This is a genomic window from Priestia sp. TRM10 (genome assembly GCF_057808375.1).
This window is the reverse complement of the sequence record NZ_JBJZOT010000011.1, coordinates 1-21,986: the sequence shown is the minus strand read 5'-3', so window position 1 is coordinate 21,986 and position 21,986 is coordinate 1. Positions and strand designations below refer to the sequence as shown.

General features: G+C 36.7%; 19 protein-coding genes. 8 read left to right on the top strand and 11 right to left on the bottom strand.

The annotated features are described in order from the left end of the window. Positions 1-3: 3 nt before the first annotated feature. A complete protein-coding gene (locus ACK3CR_RS08530) occupies positions 4-879 on the bottom strand; it encodes a mechanosensitive ion channel family protein (protein WP_488975232.1) in 876 nt (291 codons plus the stop codon). 66 nt (positions 880-945) lie between these two features. Then, positions 946-1,965, bottom strand: coding sequence for a YkvI family membrane protein (locus ACK3CR_RS08525; RefSeq protein WP_019394670.1), 1,020 nt, complete (start codon positions 1,963-1,965; stop codon positions 946-948). Positions 1,966-2,053: 88 nt separating this feature from the next. Here ACK3CR_RS08525 and yyaC point away from each other — a divergent pair, with 88 nt between their 5' ends. Beyond that, positions 2,054-2,677: a spore protease YyaC gene (yyaC, locus tag ACK3CR_RS08520; RefSeq protein ID WP_040060460.1), complete on the top strand. Its 624-nt coding sequence runs from the start codon at positions 2,054-2,056 to the stop codon at positions 2,675-2,677. A 34-nt stretch (positions 2,678-2,711) separates the two neighbouring features. On the opposite strand, the gene ACK3CR_RS08515 is transcribed toward yyaC, so the two are convergent. From ACK3CR_RS08515 to rpmH, 9 genes are all read right to left on the bottom strand, one after another. Continuing rightward, entirely contained in the window at positions 2,712-3,557 is an 846-nt protein-coding gene (locus ACK3CR_RS08515; RefSeq protein WP_243516114.1) for a ParB/RepB/Spo0J family partition protein, read from the bottom strand. After that, entirely contained in the window at positions 3,529-4,311 is a 783-nt protein-coding gene (locus tag ACK3CR_RS08510; RefSeq protein WP_019394667.1) for a ParA family protein, read from the bottom strand. The genes ACK3CR_RS08515 and ACK3CR_RS08510 overlap by 29 nt, the downstream gene beginning before the upstream one ends. A gap of 163 nt (positions 4,312-4,474) precedes the next feature. Then, positions 4,475-5,329: a nucleoid occlusion protein gene (gene noc, locus ACK3CR_RS08505; protein ID WP_243516112.1), complete on the bottom strand. Its 855-nt coding sequence runs from the start codon at positions 5,327-5,329 to the stop codon at positions 4,475-4,477. Positions 5,330-5,437: 108 nt separating this feature from the next. Beyond that, on the bottom strand, positions 5,438-6,154 hold the full coding sequence (rsmG, locus tag ACK3CR_RS08500; protein WP_328123891.1) for a 16S rRNA (guanine(527)-N(7))-methyltransferase RsmG: 717 nt from the start codon (positions 6,152-6,154) through the stop codon (positions 5,438-5,440). Positions 6,155-6,186: 32 nt separating this feature from the next. Then, positions 6,187-8,085: a tRNA uridine-5-carboxymethylaminomethyl(34) synthesis enzyme MnmG gene (gene mnmG, locus ACK3CR_RS08495; protein WP_243516107.1), complete on the bottom strand. Its 1,899-nt coding sequence runs from the start codon at positions 8,083-8,085 to the stop codon at positions 6,187-6,189. Positions 8,086-8,102: 17 nt separating this feature from the next. Then, positions 8,103-9,491: a tRNA uridine-5-carboxymethylaminomethyl(34) synthesis GTPase MnmE gene (gene mnmE / locus ACK3CR_RS08490; protein ID WP_243516105.1), complete on the bottom strand. Its 1,389-nt coding sequence runs from the start codon at positions 9,489-9,491 to the stop codon at positions 8,103-8,105. 237 nt (positions 9,492-9,728) lie between these two features. Further along, positions 9,729-10,493 (bottom strand): YidC family membrane integrase SpoIIIJ, encoded by a 765-nt coding sequence (gene spoIIIJ, locus ACK3CR_RS08485; protein ID WP_243516102.1) that lies wholly within the window; start codon positions 10,491-10,493, stop codon positions 9,729-9,731. A 43-nt stretch (positions 10,494-10,536) separates the two neighbouring features. Beyond that, positions 10,537-10,875: a ribonuclease P protein component gene (gene rnpA, locus ACK3CR_RS08480; protein ID WP_243516100.1), complete on the bottom strand. Its 339-nt coding sequence runs from the start codon at positions 10,873-10,875 to the stop codon at positions 10,537-10,539. 173 nt (positions 10,876-11,048) lie between these two features. Next, positions 11,049-11,183, bottom strand: coding sequence for a 50S ribosomal protein L34 (rpmH, locus tag ACK3CR_RS08475; RefSeq protein ID WP_019394660.1), 135 nt, complete (start codon positions 11,181-11,183; stop codon positions 11,049-11,051). A 595-nt stretch (positions 11,184-11,778) separates the two neighbouring features. Here rpmH and dnaA point away from each other — a divergent pair. The 7 genes from dnaA (at position 11,779) to ACK3CR_RS08440 (ending at position 21,717) form a co-directional block, all read left to right on the top strand. Then, positions 11,779-13,128, top strand: coding sequence for a chromosomal replication initiator protein DnaA (dnaA, locus tag ACK3CR_RS08470; RefSeq protein ID WP_061804915.1), 1,350 nt, complete (start codon positions 11,779-11,781; stop codon positions 13,126-13,128). 183 nt (positions 13,129-13,311) lie between these two features. Next, positions 13,312-14,448: a DNA polymerase III subunit beta gene (gene dnaN / locus ACK3CR_RS08465; protein ID WP_019394658.1), complete on the top strand. Its 1,137-nt coding sequence runs from the start codon at positions 13,312-13,314 to the stop codon at positions 14,446-14,448. A 110-nt stretch (positions 14,449-14,558) separates the two neighbouring features. Then, a complete protein-coding gene (yaaA, locus tag ACK3CR_RS08460; RefSeq protein WP_019394657.1) occupies positions 14,559-14,771 on the top strand; it encodes a S4 domain-containing protein YaaA in 213 nt (70 codons plus the stop codon). Positions 14,772-14,785: 14 nt separating this feature from the next. After that, on the top strand, positions 14,786-15,901 hold the full coding sequence (gene recF, locus ACK3CR_RS08455) for a DNA replication/repair protein RecF (protein WP_328123890.1): 1,116 nt from the start codon (positions 14,786-14,788) through the stop codon (positions 15,899-15,901). A 136-nt stretch (positions 15,902-16,037) separates the two neighbouring features. Beyond that, a complete protein-coding gene (gene gyrB / locus ACK3CR_RS08450; protein ID WP_019394655.1) occupies positions 16,038-17,960 on the top strand; it encodes a DNA topoisomerase (ATP-hydrolyzing) subunit B in 1,923 nt (640 codons plus the stop codon). A 90-nt stretch (positions 17,961-18,050) separates the two neighbouring features. Then, positions 18,051-20,552, top strand: coding sequence for a DNA gyrase subunit A (gyrA, locus tag ACK3CR_RS08445; RefSeq protein ID WP_488975231.1), 2,502 nt, complete (start codon positions 18,051-18,053; stop codon positions 20,550-20,552). A 100-nt stretch (positions 20,553-20,652) separates the two neighbouring features. Then, on the top strand, positions 20,653-21,717 hold the full coding sequence (locus ACK3CR_RS08440) for an HD-GYP domain-containing protein (protein ID WP_488975230.1): 1,065 nt from the start codon (positions 20,653-20,655) through the stop codon (positions 21,715-21,717). The last annotated feature ends 269 nt before the right edge of the window (positions 21,718-21,986 follow it).

The following is a 21,986-nucleotide window of genomic DNA, read 5'->3' as shown; positions in this document are numbered from 1 at the left end:
TTTTTAAAGGGGCTTTGTGCTATTTGATAGATTGTACATCATCATTTGAGCAAATGGAACTTGAATACCATTCGCATCTAGAACACCTTTAATGTCTTTGCGCATTTTTCTAGCAATTGGAACATGTGTCATTGGTTTCACTTCACAGGCAACTCTTATCATCACTTCTGTTGGCCCCAAACTTTGAACTCCTAAAAGTTCAGGTTCTTTTACCATATTTTCATAACGAGCAGGAAGCTGTGGTAAAAGTTCTAAAATTACCTTCTCTGCTTTTTCGATATCTTCTTTATATGAAATATTCACATCAACTACAGCCATGCTATTGTGGATAGAAAAGTTTGTCACATCAGTAATGTTTCCATTTGGAAAAATGTGAAGCTCTCCTGTCCAGCTTTTAATTTTTGTTGTCCGAATTCCAATTTCTTCAACAGTTCCTTCAAAGTTTGTAATTCGTACATAGTCTCCAACTGAGAACTGATCCTCAAATATAATAAAGAAACCTGTAATAATATCACGTACTAAGTTTTGTGCTCCAAATCCAATAGCAAGTCCAACAACTCCTGCTCCCGCAAGAAGAGCTCGGACTTCTAAGGAAAGCGTCTCTAGAATCATAACAATTGCAACAAAGTACGTAAAATAAGTTAGCGTATTTTGGAGGAGGCGACTAATAGTAGCTTCCCGTCTTTCTGAAATTCGCAGTGGACTCTTCATTCTGACTTCAAAAGATTTGTTTAATAGAGCTTTTCCTACTCTAATAAAAAGAAAAGACAGAACGAGAATTAAAATGATTTTTAAACATTTTTCCCCAATTAAGATCCATAGGTCTTCATTGGATAAATAACCGACAATTTTATCTATTGCTTTCTCTGTTGCATTCACTTTTTATTCTTCCTTCCCCTATTCGTTCCGAAAGATAGAAAACTTCCTTTATATTTTAGCAACTTTTCATTCAGATTTGTACCGATTTATAATAGGATATGCTAAAATTCCCGCTAGTAAATAAAGGTTCAGAATCCCATAAATAGGGTAAAGAACAGCAATTAACGTTGAGAATCCTACCATTGTAAACGGAACCATAATAAGTAATAATAACACAGCAAGGATAGGAAGAGGTAATCCGACGGCTTCTTTAATGCGAGCTAAAAACCCAAGAATGCTAGAAACAGCTGTTGTATATATAGCCGATATTAATAGAATGGTCATTATGAATGACATTAAGTAAGGAAAACTTTTCATAATTGCAAAAAGTGGAATTTCGTAATGACTCATTTCACTTTCTACAAACAATAAAGCACGGTTATAAATGAAAGAAAGAAATCCAATGATAAGGCCGCTCCCAATGCTTGCAATTTTAATTTCCTCTATACTTTTAATCTTTTTTCCAACGGCTGCTAGCACAGCTACAAGGGAAAGCACATTTAAAGATGTAAAAGTAAAAGCAGAGGGCCAATTCCGCTGAAGCTTTTCAAAGAGAGGCATTACCCCTTGGTCATGACCAATAAAAATAAGCAGTGTTGCCAATAAACCTAAAATTAAAAGAGGAGTTAAAAGCGTATTTATCGTAATCATACCTTGTACACCTTTAAAAAAGATAATAACAATACATACACAAAATAAAATCATGCCTCCCCAATAGGAAAAACCAAATGCCTCTAGTGATGTACTTCCACCCGCGAGCATAACGACCGTTGTCGTAAAAAGATAGAGCATGATTAAAATATCATAAACAGAGGCCCACCTAGCACCAACTAGTTTCTCTAATAATGGCATAAAATGTTCTGTTTTTTGTTCATAACTCACTTTCATAATTGTATAGCAGCAAAGAGAAAAGATAATAGTGAATAAAACTATAGCTAGCCCGCTTTCCTTTCCAAAGAACTGCCATAGCTCTCGGCCAGAAGCGTAGCCAGCGCCAATGATTGTCCCCATAATTAAGAAAATCCACTGAAAACCTGATTTCCACATTCCCTTTCCCCCATTTCTTTCCCTTCATACGTATAGAAAGCTTGTTTTATTCGTATACTGTTACTACTATGTGTAAGGAGTGGACCCTATGAATCTAAAGCATTCTTTATTTGATAAATCAAAATCCCTATTCCGTGTTGCTCATGATGAAAGCTTAGCAAGCGAGAAACTTGCTGAACGGTTACTCACAGAGCTTGTTCCACTTTCACCTCACCGTTCAATTGTCTTTGTTTGTATTGGAACAGATCGTTCTACAGGTGACTCATTGGGTCCATTAATCGGTACTAAACTTCAAGAACAGCCTTTCTCCCCTTTTCATGTATATGGCACATTAGCCAAGCCTATTCATGCCCTTAACCTTGATGAAATGCTAGAACATATTCAAAAGCTTCACGTGAAACCTTTTATTATTGGAATTGATGCTTGCCTAGGGAGAAGCAAAAATATTGGAACTGTAACTTTAGGGATTGGTCCTGTCAAACCAGGAGCAGGAGTAAATAAAAATCTCTCACCTGTTGGAGACATTCATATTGCAGGAATTGTAAACGTAAGCGGTTTGATGGAATTCTTTGTTCTTCAGAATACAAGACTTCACCTTGTAATGAGCATGGCTGATATGATTACAGAAGGAATAGCACTTGCAGGAAAAGAAATGCAACGTATTCGCAAACCAACATTACTCAAAGTTCCCCCAACATTGAAGGAAACGTAAAAAACCGCTACACATCAGTATGTGTAGCGGTTTTTTATTTCATTTGAAGCAAGTCTAGAAGACGGTTTAAATCATCAGGTGAGAAAAACTCAATCTCAATTTTTCCTTTTTTCTTATGTTGTGTAATATGAACAGATGTTCCAAATCGCTCTCTCAAGCGTGTTTCACTTTCTTTTAAGAAAAGATCTTTCTTTGGCTTCTGTTTATCTTCTTTTTGACTTTCTTCTTTATTTAACTTTGTAATATATTGTTCGAGATAGCGCACGTTCCACTTCTCTTCTACCACTTTTTGAGCTAGCTTTACGAGAAGGGACTTGTCCTTTACTCCCAACAAAGCACGGCCATGTCCCATAGAAAGCTTTCCTTCAGTTAAATACCCTTGTACTTCTTCAGGCAAATTTAATAGTCTTAAATGGTTAGAAATATGCGGTCTGCTCTTACCTAAACGAGAAGCAAGCTGTTCTTGGGTCATTTCAAGTTGACTGATTAAAGTTTGGTAAGCAATACCTTCTTCAATTGGAGTTAAATCTTCACGTTGAAGATTTTCTAAGAGAGCAAGCTCCATCATTTGCTTCTCTGTTAACTCCCGCACAATAACAGGAACAACTTCAAGTCCTGCTTCTGTTGCTGCCCTGTATCTTCTTTCCCCAACTACAATCTCATATCCTTTAATACTTTTTCGTGCTACAATCGGCTGAAGAATCCCATGCTGTTCAATTGATTCTTTTAATTCCTGAATCGCTTCTTCATGAAAGATTTTCCGAGGCTGATATGGATTTGGTCGAAGTTCACGTAACGGAATCTCTTGTACTGTTTCATCCGTTTTTTCGTCATAAGTAGAAAAAAGAGCGTTAATTCCTTTCCCCAATCCTTTTCCCATTGTAAATCACTTCCTTTGCAAGCTCCATATAAACTTCTGCTCCGCGAGATTTATGGTCATATAAAATAATAGGTGCACCATGACTAGGCGCTTCGCTTAAGCGAACATTTCTCGGAATAATCGTTTGATACACTTTATCTCTAAAGTACTTTTTAACTTCCTCTGTAACTTGCAATCCTAAATTTGTACGCGCATCAAGCATTGTAAGTAGAACACCTTCAATTTTAAGAGCTTTATTCAGGTGTTTTTGTACAAGGCGCACTGTGTTCAATAACTGACTAAGACCTTCTAAAGCATAGTACTCACATTGAACAGGAATTAAAACAGAATCCGCGGCTGTTAATGCATTTATTGTTAACAACCCTAAAGAAGGCGGACAGTCAATCACAATATAATCATAGTGTTCTTTTACTGTATCAAGTGCTCGTTTTAGACGAACTTCCCTAGAAATAGTTGAAACAAGCTCAATTTCTGCACCTGCTAACTGAATTGTAGCAGGTAAGATGTGAAGATTTTCTACACCTGTTGGATAAACCACTTGTCTTGGTTCAACATCTTCTGTAAGTACATCATAAATGCACTGTTCTACATCTCCTTTTTCAATACCAACCCCACTTGTAGCATTTCCCTGCGGATCACTGTCTACGAGTAACACTTGATGGTTTTGGGCCGCAAGACATGCCCCAAGATTAACAGCCGTAGTTGTTTTACCAACTCCACCCTTTTGGTTAGCAACCGCGATGATTTTCCCCATGCTGTCACCTACCCTTTATTTAACATTGGAATAATGAAACTCTTATTGATAGTTTATCACGAATTTTCTAAAATCTCTTTCAGAAAGGGAAAAACCTCATCAAAACTAGGGACGATGAGGACAACGTTTGCTATGCATCAAGTCTATAAGAAACGACTACTTTCTATTTTTTCGGAATTCGAATTGTAAATTGATAATAATCATCAAACTCTTCTTCTTCAGAATTTAACGTAATGCCGCTATCTTGTACCATTGTTAGCGATTGACGAATTGTGTTCATCGCAATTCGAGTATCTTTGCTAAAAGCTTTTCGCTTTGGTTTTGCTTTTCGTTTTGTTCCGTCTAATAACTGCACAATTCGATCTTCTGTTTGCTTCACATTTAGGTTCTTCTCAATGATTTCATGCAGTAGTTCAACTTGCTTCTGCGGAATTTTCAAGGAAATTAAAGCTCTTGCATGACGTTCTGTAATTAGCTTTTGACGGATGCTATCCTGAACCTCTTCAGGAAGTTTTAGAAGTCTAAGCTTGTTAGCAATTGTGGATTGACCTTTACCTAACCTTTGAGCTAATGCTTCTTGTGTCAAATTGTGAAGCTCTATCAACTTTGCATAGGCTACCGCTTCTTCAATTGGAGTAAGCTCCTCACGCTGAAGGTTCTCAATAAGGGCAACAGAAGCTGTTTCTGTATCATTGAACTGCTTTACAATAGCTGGAATGGTCACCCATCCTAGAGATTGCACAGCTCTCCATCTTCTTTCCCCGGCAATAATCTCGAATTGCCCCTCTGTCATTTTCCGAACAATAATCGGCTGGATAATACCGTGAGTGCGGATTGTTTGAGCAAGCTCTTCTATCTTATTTTCCTGGAAAATAGTACGCGGCTGATAACGGTTTGGGCTAATTTGACTAACAGGCAACTCCTTAACTTCATCACGTATTTCCTTTTCCTCAATATCAATCTCATGCTCTTCTGGCTTGTCTTTCAAATTAAAAAAGCGAGAAAAAGCAGATTTCATTGTCCAACACCACCTTAAGGAAAATCCCTCTTACATAATTCGATATACGGTCCAAATTTCCTTCTTGATTCATAGCTTAAAATTTTTCAAGACGTTTCATATGAAACATTATTCAATTGGTGTTTTGATTGGAACGCCTGGCTTGCGTGGATATTTTTTAGGTGTAGCTTTTACTTTATCAATTGTCACAATGTAGCGTTCACTTTCTTCAAATGGAAGTGTGAAATGATGGATTTCACGAAGTTTACCACCTAGAACTTCAAGTGATTTTTCACCATTTTGAAGCTCTTCTTGAGCACTAGCACCTTTCATTGCAATAAATGTGCCATTTTTCTTAACAAGTGGAAGACAAAATTCGTTCAAAACTGAAATACGTGCGACAGCTCTTGCTGTTACAGCGTCAAATTTCTCACGAAACTGCTCTTTCTTTCCAAAAATCTCAGCTCTATCGTGATAAAGAGATACATTGTCCAATCCTAACTCAGAAACAAGATGATCTAAAAAACCAATTCGCTTTTTTAAAGAATCAACAATGCTAACATGAAGATGAGGGAAACAAATTTTAAGAGGAATACTTGGAAAACCTGCTCCTGCGCCTACATCGCAAAGTGTATGTAGAGATTTAAAATCAACAAAAAAAGAGGCTGAAATAGAATCAAAAAAATGTTTCTCATATACGGCTTCTTTCTCTGTAATGCCTGTTAAATTCATTTTTTCATTCCATTCAACAAGAATGTGGAAGTATTGTTCAAACTGATGAAGTTGATGAGACGAAAGAGAAATCCCTTTCGCCTCCAGCAACTGTTGAAATTGGGTAGAATTCATTAGGTAAATTCCTTTCAACTTAATTTATAAATTTAATTAGATTCATTTGAGACTTTTGCAATACGTCCTTGTTCAATATAAACAAGTAAAATTGAAATGTCTGCTGGGTTAACCCCTGAAATACGAGAAGCTTGAGCAACCGTAAGTGGTCGAACTTGTTTTAGTTTTTGACGAGCTTCTGTTGCTAAGCCTGTAATTGCATCATAATCAATGCCATCTGGGATTTTTTTATTCTCAAGTTTTTTCAGACGTTCTACTTGTTGCAATGACTTTTGAATGTAGCCTTCGTATTTTGTCTGAATTTCAACTTGTTCTTCAACATCAAAATCAAGTTCCTTATCAGCTGGAACAAGCTTTTTAACCGCGCTATATGTCATTTCGGGACGCTTTAATAAATCTGAAGCACGAACAGCATCTTTTAGCTCTGTTCCACCTGCTTCTCGAATCACTTCTTGAACTTCGTCCGTTGCTTTAATAATTGTGTTATATAAACGTTTCTTTTCTTCTTCAATCTCTGCTTTTTTAGTATTAAATTTCTCATAGCGTTCTTCAGAGATCAATCCAAGTTTATGACCAATATCTGTTAGACGAAGGTCCGCATTATCATGACGAAGAAGAAGACGATATTCAGCACGAGATGTTAATAAACGATAAGGTTCATTTGTTCCTTTTGTAACAAGGTCATCAATTAAGACACCGATGTAAGCATCTGAACGACTAAGAATTAACTCTTCTCGCTCTAATGCACGAAGACCTGCATTAATTCCTGCCATAATTCCTTGTCCTGCGGCTTCTTCATATCCAGATGTTCCGTTAATCTGACCTGCTGTATAAAGGTTTTTCACACGTTTTGTTTCAAGTGTTGGCCAAAGCTGTGTTGGTACGATTGCATCGTATTCGATGGCATAACCTGGACGCATCATTTCCACATTTTCAAGACCTGGGATTGTTGACAACATTTCGCGTTGAACATGTTCAGGTAGACTTGTGGATAACCCTTGAACATATACTTCTTGTGTGTTACGACCTTCTGGCTCAAGGAAAATTTGATGACGCGGCTTATCATTAAAACGAACCACTTTATCTTCAATAGATGGACAGTAACGAGGTCCTGTTCCTTTAATCATGCCAGAATACATTGGTGAAAGATGTAGATTTTCATCAATAATTTGGTGTGTACGCTCACTTGTATATGTTAACCAGCATGGAAGCTGATCTGTAATATATTGCGTTGTTTCGTAAGAGAAAGCACGTGGTGATTCATCACCAGGCTGAATCTCTGTTTTGCTGTAATCAATGGACTGACTCTTTACACGAGGTGGTGTTCCTGTTTTAAAACGAACAAGATCAAACCCAAGTTCCTCTAAATGCTCAGACAAATGAATAGATGGCTGCTGATTATTTGGTCCACTTGAGTATTGAAGCTGTCCAAGAATAATTTTCCCGCGTAAGAATGTTCCTGTTGTAATAACAACTGTCTTAGAATTGTAGATGGCTCCTGTGTTTGTGATAACACCTTTACATTCTCCATCTTCTACAAGAAGTTTTTCAACCATTCCTTGCATAAGCGTAAGGTTTGGTTCTTCTTCTAGTGTTTTTTTCATTTCGTGTTGATAAGAGAATTTATCAGCTTGTGCACGTAGCGCTCGGACAGCAGGACCTTTGCCTGTGTTCAGCATACGCATTTGAATATATGTTTTATCAATGTTGCGCCCCATCTCTCCACCAAGCGCATCAATCTCGCGAACAACGATTCCTTTAGCAGGACCGCCTACAGATGGGTTACAAGGCATGAAAGCAACCATATCTAAGTTCAGAGTGAGCACAAGTGTTTTAGCCCCAAGGCGAGCAGAAGCTAATCCAGCTTCACAGCCAGCATGACCTGCCCCAATAACAACAACATCATAATTTCCTGCTTCATATTGTTGCATATCTTGCGTATTCCTCCTTATTTTCCTAAACAAAATTGAGAGAACAGCTGGTCAATTAAACTTTCGTGAACAGCATCTCCGATAATTTCACCTAAAAGCTCCCACGTACGTGTTAAATCAATTTGGACAATGTCAATTGGAACACCGCTCTCAATGCCCATAATTGCTTCATCAATCGAATTTTTCGCCTGATTTAAAAGCGCTACGTGACGCGTATTTGATACATATGTTAAATCCTGTCCTTCAACTCCGCTTTCAAAGAAAAGAGAAGAAATAGCTTCTTCTAGCTCATCAATCCCTTGTTCTTGAAGAAGAGAAGTTGAAATGACTGGTTTTCCACCTGCAAGAGTTTTCACACGTTCTAAATCAATTTTTTGCTCTAGATCTGTTTTATTAATAATAACAATATAATCCATACCGCTCACAGCTTCAAAAAGATGCTGATCTTCTTGTGTAAGGGCATCATGGTAGTTAAGGACAAGCAAAATTAAGTCTGCTTTTTTTAAATACTCACGAGAACGTTCTACACCAATTCGCTCAACAATATCTTCTGTTTCACGAATTCCGGCTGTATCAACAAGGCGAAGTGGTACCCCCCTTACATTTACATACTCTTCAATTACATCTCGAGTTGTTCCTGGTACATCTGTTACAATAGCTTTTGTATCATGTACAAGGCTATTTAAAAGGGACGATTTGCCGACGTTTGGACGTCCTACAATAACAGTCCCAAGACCTTCGCGCAAAATTTTCCCTTGTTGAGAAGTTCTCAACAGTTTTTCAATCTCACTTTTTACACCTGTTGCTTTCTCGATTAACACATTATGGGTCATTTCTTCTACATCATCGTACTCAGGGTAATCAATGTTCACTTCAACATGTGCAAGCGTTTCAAGGATTTCTTGACGAAGATGACGAACAAGTTTCGAAAGTCGCCCTTCAACTTGACCTAAGGCCACATTCATGGCACGATCTGTTTTAGCACGAATTAAATCCATAACGCCTTCTGCTTGAGAAAGGTCAATACGACCATTTAGGAAAGCACGTTTCGTAAACTCACCAGGCTCTGCTAAACGAGCTCCTTGTGAGAGAATGAGTTGTAGCACTCGATTTACGGAAACAATACCACCGTGGCAGTTAATTTCAATAAGATCTTCTCTTGTAAAGGTTTTAGGTCCTTTCATAACAGACACCATTACTTCTTCAACAATTTCATCTGTAGCTGGATCTTTAATATGGCCATAGTTAATCGTATGTGATGGAACATTGCTTAGACGTTTACCATTTGGACTTTGAAAAACTTTATCCCCAATAGAAATTGCCTCTTGGCCGCTCAATCTTACAATAGCAATAGCTCCTTCTCCCATTGGAGTTGAAATGGCTGCGATTGTATCAAGTTCAAGCATATTTTTCACCTCTTTTCGATATTCTATCTATAAAAAACAATGGTTTTGTGTAAAATAAAGCTCTAATATATTAGAATAACATAAATCTATAATAGACAAAATTGCCTTTTGTTGAAAGTTATACACATTGTTTTGTAAAAAACATTTCTATTCTACATTATTAACATGTGGATAACAATTCTTTCACAATATCTTTTTAAAAAAAGAAGCTTGAGGACTCCCTCAAGCTTTTTTTGATTATTCTGTTGTTTTCAGAAGAGTTGCTGTCCTTTTTTCAATATGGTCTTTAACAAAGAAGCTTTGAGCAATCATAAAAATGTTGCCAACACTCCAATAAAGAGAAAGAGCAGCAGGAAAATTCAAAGCAAAAATAACAATCATAACAGGCATAACCCAAAGCATCATAGCCATCTGTGGATTATCATTCTCAGCTCCTGCCATAATCAGTTTTTGACCCATATAAGTAGTAATGCCCGCAATGATAGGCAGAAAATAGTATGGATCAGGGCTACCTAAGTTCATCCAAAGAAAATTATTTTCGGAAATTTCCTTTGTTCTCGTAATAGCATGAAAAAAAGCAATGAGAATAGGCATTTGAATTAAAATTGGTAAACAACCAGATAGTGGATTCACATTATAATGGCTAAAAAGTTCCATCATCTTTTCTTGGAGCTGTTGCTGTGAATGAGCATCTTTATCTGGATACTGCGCTTTCAGCTTCTCAATCTCAGGCTGAAGGGCTCCCATTGCTTTTGTATTTCTTATCTGTTTCACCATCAATGGGAAAATAAGAACTCTAATCATAACAGTAACGATAATAATTGCTATGCCAAAGTTATTCCCAAAGAGTTGAGCAAGGTAGATGATCGTTTGTGAAATGGGGTAAACAACATACTCGTTCCACAGTCCTTCACTCTCTCTTGTAATAGGCTCCTGAACCTCAGTACAGCCGCTTAGAAAAAAGAGAGCAACAAGGCATAAAGCGAGAACTCTACTTCTCACCGTTTTCCCTCCTTCTCTCCCCGCCCAACTCTTTGATGTAAATCTATTGAATAAGCTTTGCTCGTTTTAAAACATGAAAAAGACTTTTTTGAATTTCGCTGTGTGACATCTCAGCGGTTGGAAAGCGGGCAATAATAATATAATCCTTGTCTTTTGGCAACTGATCTTTTACTTCTTGCAGCGCCTCACGAATTAAACGCTTAATTCGATTTCGTGTTACAGCATTTCCTAACTTCTTACCGACAGAAAGTCCTACGCGAAAATTTTGTTGATCACGCTTATCGAGTGTATAAACAACAAATTGTCTATTTGCCGTTGACTTTCCTCTCTTAAATATTTTCTGAAAATCTTCATTTCGTTTTACACGATAACGTTTTTCCATCTCTAACAGCTCCTGGACTTCTTCATTCAACAGTATAGCCAACTTTAAGAAGCCTCTTACATATATTTTTTAAAAGCATCTTCTCATTTCAAAATTATAAAATATTTACTCGCTTATCCGAGAAAATTTGTAATAAAAATAAGAAAAAAAAAGACCACTGACAGTTCAGTGGTCTAAGCAGATAATACTTTTCTTCCTTTACGACGACGACGAGCTAAAATGTGACGTCCGTTTTTAGAGCTCATACGGTTACGGAAACCATGAACTTTACTACGCTTACGTTTATTGGGTTGAAACGTTCTTTTCATTATATTACACCTCCCTGAGGAATATCTTAAAAAGACAGTCTTACTAATTATAGAGAATACCCCTCGATTCTGTCAACTTCAAATCATGAAATGATTAAAACCATAATAAACCAAGAGCAATAAAAAAGGCTGATTTTCTTTATGCATTTAGAGGCCTTTTGTGCTCTGTGGATAAAGTTACTCCTCTTTTTAACGATCATTCACCATTTATCGACATATATTACACATAATCTAGTACTGTGGAAAAGTTTACTCCACAACCTGTAGTCATTGTGGATAAGTTTCTGAAATTCATTGCAACTATTGTTTTTCTTTGATATGATATTTTTGTTTTCACTTTAATAGATCATCATTATTTCTAACTTTATCCACAAATTGTGGATAAAGTGTGGACATTTTTACCACAGGGTGTATATAAACTTGTCCACAGGCTGTTAATTTTGTCGAATACTCTAGTTTCTTCTATATTATATACTTATTCACAATTGGTTGTTTGCATAAATATGTATTATGATTTATATCGTCAATTTGTTTAAAAATCTAAGTTGTACAACAGTTGTACAACCCTTTAGTTTTCAAAAAAGGAGGGGTATTGTTGGAAAATATTCATGATTTATGGGATAAGGCACTAGTAGAAATTCAAAAAAAATTGAGCAAGCCTAGCTTTGAAACTTGGCTAAAATCTACAAAAGCACATTCACTTCAAGGAAGTTCACTAACAATTACAGCACCAAATGATTTTGCCCGTGATTGGCTTGAGGCTCATTATGGAAACTTAATTTCAGAAACGCTGTACTCACTTACTGGGGAAGAGCTTGAAATTAAATTTATTATCCCTCAACACCAATCTTCAAATGAGCTTGACGTTGTCCAGCCTAAAGAAAAAAAGAAAAAAGTAGATGATGTAGCAGAGTTTTCTCCAAGCATGCTTAATTCCAAATATACATTTGAAACCTTTGTTATTGGGTCTGGAAACCGTTTTGCCCATGCTGCATCACTAGCAGTTGCCGAGGCCCCAGCAAAGGCCTATAATCCGCTTTTTATTTATGGGGGAGTAGGACTTGGCAAAACTCACCTTATGCATGCTATTGGTCATTATGTATTAGAGCATAACCCATCAGCAAAAGTTGTATACTTATCTTCTGAAAAGTTTACAAATGAGTTCATTAATTCAATTCGAGATAATAAAGCAGTTGAATTTCGTAATAAGTATCGCAGCGTTGATGTATTGCTTATAGATGATATTCAATTTCTAGCGGGGAAAGAACAAACTCAAGAAGAATTCTTCCATACGTTTAATACATTGCATGAAGAAAGCAAACAGATTGTCATTTCAAGTGATCGACCACCAAAAGAGATTCCAACACTAGAAGATCGTCTTCGTTCACGTTTTGAATGGGGATTAATCACTGATATTACCCCTCCAGATTTGGAAACAAGGATCGCCATTCTGCGCAAGAAAGCAAAAGCAGACGGATTGGATATTCCAAATGAGGTTATGCTCTATATCGCAAACCAAATTGACTCGAATATTCGTGAATTAGAGGGCGCACTCATAAGAGTTGTTGCATATTCATCTCTTATCAACAAGGACATCAATGCTGACTTAGCAGCTGAAGCCCTAAAAGATATCATCCCAAGCTCAAAACCACGTGTTATTACTATTCATGATATCCAGCGTGTTGTCGGGCAACATTACAATGTAAAGTTAGAAGATTTTAAAGCGAAGAAGCGTACAAAATCAGTTGCTTTTCCGCGTCAGATTGCTATGTATTTATCTCGCGAATTAACTGATTTCTCTCTACCGAAAATTGGGGAAGAGTTCGGAGGACGAGATCATACAACAGTCATCCATGCACATGAAAAGATTTCAAAATTACTTGACTCTGATGCTCAACTTCAAAAGCAAGTTAAAGAAATTCAAGATATGCTACAAAGATCATAGTGAATTATGTGAATAACTTAGACTCATTTACACACAGTCTGTCCACATGTGGATAGACTTTATTTTCTGGGTTTCTGAGAGTTATCCACATTTTCACAGCCCCTACTATTACTACTGCTATTTTTTATTAAAAAATAATAAATAAAAGAACTCTCCAGATAAAAAAAGGAGGAACAATAGAAAATGAAATTCTCAATTCAAAAAGATTATTTAGTTCAAAGTGTTCAAGATGTGATGAAAGCTATCTCTTCTCGTACGACAATTCCAATCCTTACAGGGATCAAGATTGTTGTTTCTGATGAAGGAGTAACATTGACAGGAAGCGATTCAGATGTTTCAATTGAATCTTTCATTCCAAAAGAAGATGAAGACAAACATATTGTAGATGTTGAAAAAGAAGGCAGTATTGTTCTACCAGCTCGTTTCTTTAGCGAGATTGTTAAGAAGCTGCCAAAAGAAACAGTAGAAATTGAAGTTCAAAATAACTTTTCCACAGTTATCCGTTCTGGAAAAGCAGAATTTAATTTAAATGGCTTAGATGCAGAAGAATATCCACAACTTCCACAAATTGAAGAAGAAAACATGTTTAGTGTACCTACAGACTTAATTAAAAACATGATTCGACAAACAGTGTTTGCAGTGTCCACGTCAGAAACACGCCCCATCTTGACAGGTGTAAACTGGAAACTTGAGGATGGTGAGTTGACATGTATTGCAACAGATAGCCACCGCTTAGCTTTAAGAAAAGCTAAAATTGAGACAACAAATCAAGAAAAATATAGCATTGTAATTCCAGGAAAGAGTTTGAATGAATTCAGCAAGATTCTGGATGATTCAAGCGAGCTTGTTGATATCGTCATTACAGAGAATCAGGTCTTATTTAAAACAAAACATCTGCTGTTCTTCTCTCGTTTATTAGACGGTAACTATCCTGATACATCTCGTCTTATTCCAGATGACAGCAAAACAGATGTTGTATTGAATGTAAAAGAATTTCTTCAATCTATCGACCGAGCATCATTATTAGCTCGTGAAGGACGAAACAATGTTGTTAAACTTTCTACAATGCCAGAGGGAATTATTGAGATTTCCTCAAACTCTCCTGAAATCGGAAAAGTAAGTGAAGAAGTGCAAAGTAAATCAGTAGATGGGGAAGACCTAAAAATCTCTTTCAGTGCTAAATATATGCTTGATGCACTTAAGGCTTTAGAGGGCAGTGAAATTAAAATAAACTTCACAGGGGCTATGCGTCCATTTGTTATTCGCACATTAGATGACGATTCTATGTTACAATTAATTTTACCAGTACGAACATATTAATTCATAAAGAGAACAAAGCTACTAGAAGAGGACTAGTAGCTTTCTTTTCTCTTTTTAAATTTTTTAGTAAAATAAAAAAGATAGATCATTTTGGAAAGTAGGAGATATTGATGGCTCAAGAAGTGCAAATTTCAACAGACTTCATTACTTTAGGGCAGTTTTTGAAGCTTGCAGACGTGATTCAGTCTGGTGGAATGGCTAAATGGTTCCTTAGTGAACATGAGGTTTTTGTAAACGGAGAAAGCGAAGATCGCCGTGGACGAAAATTAAGAACGGGTGATCAAGTGGATATTCCGACAGTTGGTCAATTTGTTGTTTCATAAAAGTTGGTGAAATCTTGCATATCAATGAACTACAGCTGAAAAATTATCGTAACTATGAGAAAGCTACTATTTCGTTTGAGAACAAAGTGAACGTCATTTTAGGCGAGAATGCACAAGGGAAAACAAACGTGATGGAAGCTATTTATGTGCTTTCTATGGCAAAATCTCATCGTACATCAAAAGATAAAGAACTTATTAAGTGGGACTGTGATTTTGCTAAGATACAAGGAGAGCTTACTCGAAATTCAGGACCTTTATCTCTTGAACTGATCGTATCTACGAAAGGGAAAAAGGCTAAGTACAACGGACTTGAGCAAAAACGACTCAGTCAATATATTGGAGCAATGAACACTGTGATGTTTGCTCCAGAAGACCTTAATCTTGTAAAGGGAAACCCACAAGTAAGACGACGATTTCTTGATATGGAAATCGGACAAGTTTCTCCTGTTTACATGCATGACTTAGCCAAATATCAAAAAATTCTCCATCAACGTAATCAATATTTAAAACAGCTCCAAACGAGAAAAGTAACTGATCAATCTTTATTAGATGTTTATACAACTCAGCTTTCGGAAGTCGCTGCATCTGTTTTAAAGAAGCGATATGAGTTTCTACAGCTTCTTCAAGATTGGGCAGAGCCTATTCATCATGGGATAAGCAGAGGGCTTGAAACGCTGAAAATTCAATATAAAAGTTCTATTGATGTATCAGCTGAACAAGATTTGTCGAAAATGATACAAGCATACTATGAAAAGTTTGATAAAATAAAGATGAGAGAAATCGACAGAGGTATCACATTAGCAGGTCCACATCGCGATGATTTAATTTTCTACGTAAATGATAAAGATGTGCAAACTTTCGGTTCTCAAGGACAGCAGCGTACAACAGCACTCTCTATAAAACTTGCTGAGATTGAGCTTATTCATGGAGAGATTGGAGAGTATCCGATTCTACTTCTCGATGATGTATTATCTGAATTAGATGATTATCGTCAGTCACATTTGCTCAATACGATTCAAGGAAAAGTTCAGACCTTTGTGACAACAACAAATATTGACGGGATTCACCACGAAACGTTACAAAAAGCAACCACCTTTCATGTGAAAGCTGGGGAGATTGAGAAAGTTTGACAGTCTGTTAATGGGAATAAAAGAGTCATATTCAAGATCAATTTAACCTAGCTCAGGGGAGGGAAAAGGATTGTCCTCTTTATGAGAGGATGAAAGTGATTTGGCCCAATAAAAAGTGTAGGTGATATAGTTGACAATGGAACAAAAAGAAGTACAAAACCAATCATATGAAGCTGATCAAATTCAGGTATTAGAAGGTTTGGAAGCCGTCCGGAAAAGACCTGGTATGTACATTGGCTCTACAAGTGGAAAAGGTCTTCACCACCTTGTGTGGGAAGTTGTTGATAATAGTATTGACGAGGCGTTAGCAGGTTTTTGTGATGAAATTACTGTCACAATTGAGAAAGATAATAGTATCACTGTACAAGATAATGGACGTGGAATTCCAGTTGGTGTCCACGAAAAAACAGGTCGTCCTGCTTTAGAAGTTATCATGACTGTTTTACACGCAGGAGGTAAATTCGGCGGTGGCGGTTATAAAGTGTCAGGTGGACTTCATGGGGTAGGGGCTTCAGTTGTAAACGCACTTTCTACTTTCTTAGAAGTGCATGTTCATCGTGATGGAGAAATTCATTATCAAAAATATGAGCGAGGCATTCCTCAAGAAGATATTAAAGTAGTCGGAAAAACTGACCATACAGGAACAATTACTCACTTTAAACCAGATCCAGAAATATTCCAAGAAACATTGGAGTATGACTATGATACACTTGCTAACCGTCTTCGCGAGTTAGCGTTTTTAAATCGTGGAATTAAAATCATTATCCGTGACAAACGTGAAGAAGAGAAAGAGAATGTATATTACTACGAAGGCGGAATTAAGTCATACGTAGAACATTTAAACCGTTCACGTGAAGTTCTTCATGAAGAACCGATTTATGTAGAAGGAGAGAAAGATAATATCTCCATTGAGGTTGCGCTTCAGTACAATGATGGTTTCGCAAGCAATATTTATTCGTTTGCCAATAACATCAACACGTACGAAGGTGGAACACACGAGTCTGGTTTCAAAACAGCTTTAACACGTGTAATCAATGATTATGCGCGAAAGAATCAAATCTTTAAAGACAATGATACAAATCTAACAGGGGAAGATGTTCGGGAAGGTTTAACAGCGATTATTTCTATTAAGCATCCTGATCCACAGTTTGAAGGACAAACAAAAACAAAGCTTGGAAATAGTGAAGCACGTACAATCACAGATTCATTATTTACAGAACGCTTTGAAACTTTCTTACTTGAAAACCCAAGTGTTGCAAGACGTATTATTGAAAAGGGACTTACAGCTTCAAGAGCCCGTATTGCTGCAAAGAAAGCACGAGAAATTACAAGACGTAAAGGTGCTTTAGAAGTCTCACATCTACCAGGAAAACTTGCAGATTGCTCTTCAAAAGATCCATCAATTGGTGAGATTTACATTGTTGAGGGTGATTCAGCTGGAGGTTCTGCTAAACAAGGGCGTGATCGCCACTTCCAAGCTATCCTACCTCTAAAAGGTAAAATCCTTAATGTAGAGAAAGCACGTCTTGATCGTATTCTTTCTAATGATGAAGTTCGAGCTATTATCACAGCAATTGGTACAGGTATTGGAGAAGACTTTGATATCTCAAAAGCTCGTTACCATAAAATCGTAATTATGACTGATGCAGATGTTGATGGAGCTCACATTAGAACACTTCTTCTAACATTCTTCTATCGTTATATGAGAAATATTATCGAAAAAGGATATATATACATTGCACAGCCACCATTGTATAAAGTTTCTCAAAATAAGAAAGTTGAATATGCTTACACAGATCGTGACTTAGAACAAGTTCTTCAAAACTTCTCTGGAACATCAAAGCCTGGTATTCAGCGTTACAAAGGACTTGGAGAAATGAATCCTGAGCAGCTTTGGGAAACAACGATGGATCCTGAATCAAGAACATTGCTTCAAGTTAGCTTGAAAGATGCAATGGAGGCAGATGAAACATTTGAGATTTTGATGGGAGACAAAGTAGAACCGAGAAGAAACTTTATTGAAGAAAATGCAAAATATGTGAAAAACCTAGATATTTAACACCGGTGCAGGGTAAGTTGATGAGTTCTTATCCTGCATTATATATGGAACAGAGACTTGTTATTGGGTCTCACAAGGAGGTTTACTGTTATGGCAGATACGCCAAGCTCTCGAATTCATGAAATTAACATTAGCCAAGAAATGCGAACTTCATTCCTTGATTATGCAATGAGCGTTATCGTTTCAAGGGCTTTACCAGATGTGAGAGACGGACTTAAGCCTGTGCACCGTCGTATTCTCTATGCAATGAATGATTTAGGAATTACCGCTGATAAAACATATAAGAAATCCGCACGTATTGTTGGGGAAGTAATCGGTAAGTATCACCCACATGGTGATTCAGCCGTTTATGATGCAATGGTACGTATGGCACAGGATTTCAACTATCGTCATATGCTTGTTGACGGCCATGGAAACTTCGGATCAATTGATGGAGACGCAGCAGCAGCTATGCGTTATACAGAAGCTAAGATGTCTAAAATCTCTATGGAACTTCTGCGTGACATTAATAAAGATACAATCGACTATCAAGATAACTATGATGGGGTAGAGAAAGAACCTGTTGTTTTACCTTCTCGTTTCCCTAATCTTCTTGTAAATGGTTCGTCAGGAATTGCTGTTGGTATGGCTACAAACATTCCACCACACCATCTTGGAGAAGTAATTGACGGGGTATTAGCCGTTAGTGAAAATCCAGAGATTACAACAATGGAGCTTATGGACATTATTCCTGGTCCTGATTTTCCTACAGGAGCTCATATCATTGGAAGAAGTGGGATTCGTAAAGCTTATGAAACAGGAAAAGGGTCTATTACATTAAGAGCAAAAGTGGATGTTGAACAGAAGAGCAATGGAAAAGAAACAATTATTGTAACGGAGCTTCCTTACCAAGTGAACAAAGCAAAGCTTATTGAGAAAATTGCTGATCTAGTTCGTGATAAGAGAATTGATGGAATAACAGACTTACGTGATGAATCAGATCGCCGTGGCATGCGTATTGTTATTGAAGTTCGTCGTGATGCGAATGCAAGCGTACTTCTTAACAATCTCTATAAACATACAGCTTTACAAACAAGCTTTGGAATCAACACTCTTGCGCTTGTTAACGGTCAGCCTAAAGTACTTAGTCTGAGAGAGTGTTTACAACATTATCTTGATCACCAAGTAGTAATTATTCGTCGCCGTACAGAGTTTGAATTGCGTAAAGCAGAAGCGCGTGCTCATATTTTAGAGGGACTAAAAATTGCACTTGATCACCTTGATGAAGTCATCCAGCTTATTCGTAGTTCTCAAACAGCAGATATAGCTAAAGAGGGGTTAATGGAGAATTTCTCTCTTTCTGAAAAGCAAGCTCAAGCAATTCTAGACATGCGTCTTCAACGTTTGACAGGTCTAGAGAGAGAGAAAATCGAAGCTGAGTACCAATCCCTATTAGCTTTAATTGCAGAACTTCGCGCAATTCTAGCAGATGATGAAAAAGTACTTGAAATCATTCGTGAAGAACTTACAGAAGTGAAAGAGAAGTTTAGTAATGACCGCCGAACAGAAATTTTAGATGGTGGCATTGAAAACATTGAAGATGAAGACTTAATTCCAGAGCAGAGCATTGTTATTACATTGACGCATAATGGTTATATTAAACGTCTTCCTGTTTCAACATATAAAAGTCAGCGTCGGGGTGGACGAGGCATTCAAGGGATGAATATGAATGAAAATGACTTTGTTGAACAGCTTTTAACAACTTCTACACATGACACGATTCTATTCTTTACAAATAAAGGAAAAGTATACCGAACAAAAGGGTATGAAATTCCTGAGTATAGTCGAACAGCAAAAGGTCTACCAATCATTAACCTTCTAAAAGTTGAAAAAGGAGAATGGATTAATGCTATTATCCCAGTGAAAGAATTCACAGATACAGATTATCTATTCTTCACAACTAAGGATGGAATTGCTAAGAGAACACCACTGTCATCCTTTGAGAATATTCGCACTAATGGACTGATTGCAATTAATCTTCGTGAAGAAGACGAATTGATTTCTGTTCGCCTAACAAATGGAGAACAGCATATGGTCATTGGAACGAAGAAAGGATTGCTTATTCGTTTTGATGAGAACGATGTTCGTTCAATGGGAAGAACAGCTACTGGTGTAAAAGGAATCACTCTTGCTAATGATGATGAAGTAGTGGGAATGGAAATCTCAGCAGATGAAGATGATATTCTTGTAGTCACGAAGAATGGATATGGAAAGAGAACTCCAGTTGAAGACTATCGTATCCAAACGCGTGGTGGTAAAGGACTCAAGACGTGTAACATTACAGAGAAAAATGGTGATGTTGTAGCTTTAAAATCTGTTAATCTTGACGATGATTTAATGCTTATTACTGTTCATGGTGTTCTTATTCGTGTATCTGTTGAGGACATCTCTCAAACAGGAAGAAATACACAAGGAGTTAAACTAATTCGTCTTGGTGATGATGAATATGTTTCAACTGTTGCTCGTGTACAAAGTGAAGATGAAGATCTTGATGAAGAAGGAGAACATCTTGAAAGTCCTCAAGGTGAAGAAACAGAGGAACAAGAAGATTAAACCTTCTAAATAAAATCAATGAAAAAAGAGCGCTATATGCGCTCTTTTTTTAGTATAATTTTACTCATTCATAGAAATGCTGTTTGAGGAGGCGAGAATAGTGAACGTTTTAGTTCAAGATTTAAAAGCAGGCTTTGTTGTGAAAGAGGATGTATGTTCTCAAGATGGGCATATTATTATGCCAAAAGGAATGAAGATTACAAAATATAGAATACAAGTTTTGCGAGCTTTTCTCATTAAAGAGATAAGAGTTCAAGAAAGAACATCATTGTCTAATCCAGAAGAAGAAATAAATGGATTATATGAGAGTGTTGAAAAGTATAATACATTTGTTGATCAATATAAAAAAACTATAGAGGAATATAAGAAAATATTTCAAGGATGGCAAGCTGGGATGATGGTTGACATGATAGATATCAGAAAAAGATTTATTCCCTTTTTCAAAGATTTTTCTACTTCCTCTCATATTTTAAATTTCTGTAGATATCAATCAAAAGAAAATTATTTTTATTATCACCCAGTAGCTGTAGGGTTAATCGCTGCTTTTATCGGACGGAAAAAGAACGTTAAACAAGAGGAATGGGTTGACATAGCTTTATCAGGACTTTTAATGGACTGTGGGTTTTCTCGTGTGAAAGAGCATCTTTTCTTGAAAAGTAATGAGGTGCTGAGTGAAACTGAAAAAAGAATGATTAAAGCCCATCCTAGTAAAAGCTATCAAATGGTTCGACACCTACGTTTGTTAACAGAGGGAAGCAAGCTTGCTGTTCTTCAACATCATGAGCATCTTGATGGCTCAGGGTATCCTCTTGGTCTTATCGGAAATCAAGTTCATCCTTATAGCAAAATTTTAGCAGTTGCAGATACGTTCTATGCTATGGTAAGTGGTAAAGCGCATGGAGAGGAGAAAATACCTTTCACTGTACTAGAAGAAATGCGAAAAAAAACTTTTGGAAAATATGATTTTGAGTATCTCACAATCCTTATGAAAGAAATATCTTCAACAGCCATTGGAAGAAGAATTTCATTAAATAATAATCAAAGAGGAGAAATTGTTTTTATTAATCAAAGTGATCTTTCCAATCCACTTATTAGACTTGATAAAGATGCTTCATTTCTAGACTTATCAGAGAAGAATGGTCTATACATTGCAGAAATTTTATAAAAAAGTGAAAAAGGGGTTGTCAATGTAAGTATTTCTATGATAATATTTTAAAAGTCAGCTCAAGATAACTTAGAGCTAAAAAAAAGAGGTTGACAAGCTTAGTAGATATGAGTTATACTAAGTAAGTCGCTTAAGACAAGTTCTTTGAAAACTGAACAAAATACGTCAACGTTAATTCTATTTTATTTTTAAAACAACGTTTCTTATAAGAAACAAAAAGCTATGGACATCGAAAGATGAAACCAAACTTTCTATGGAGAGTTTGATCC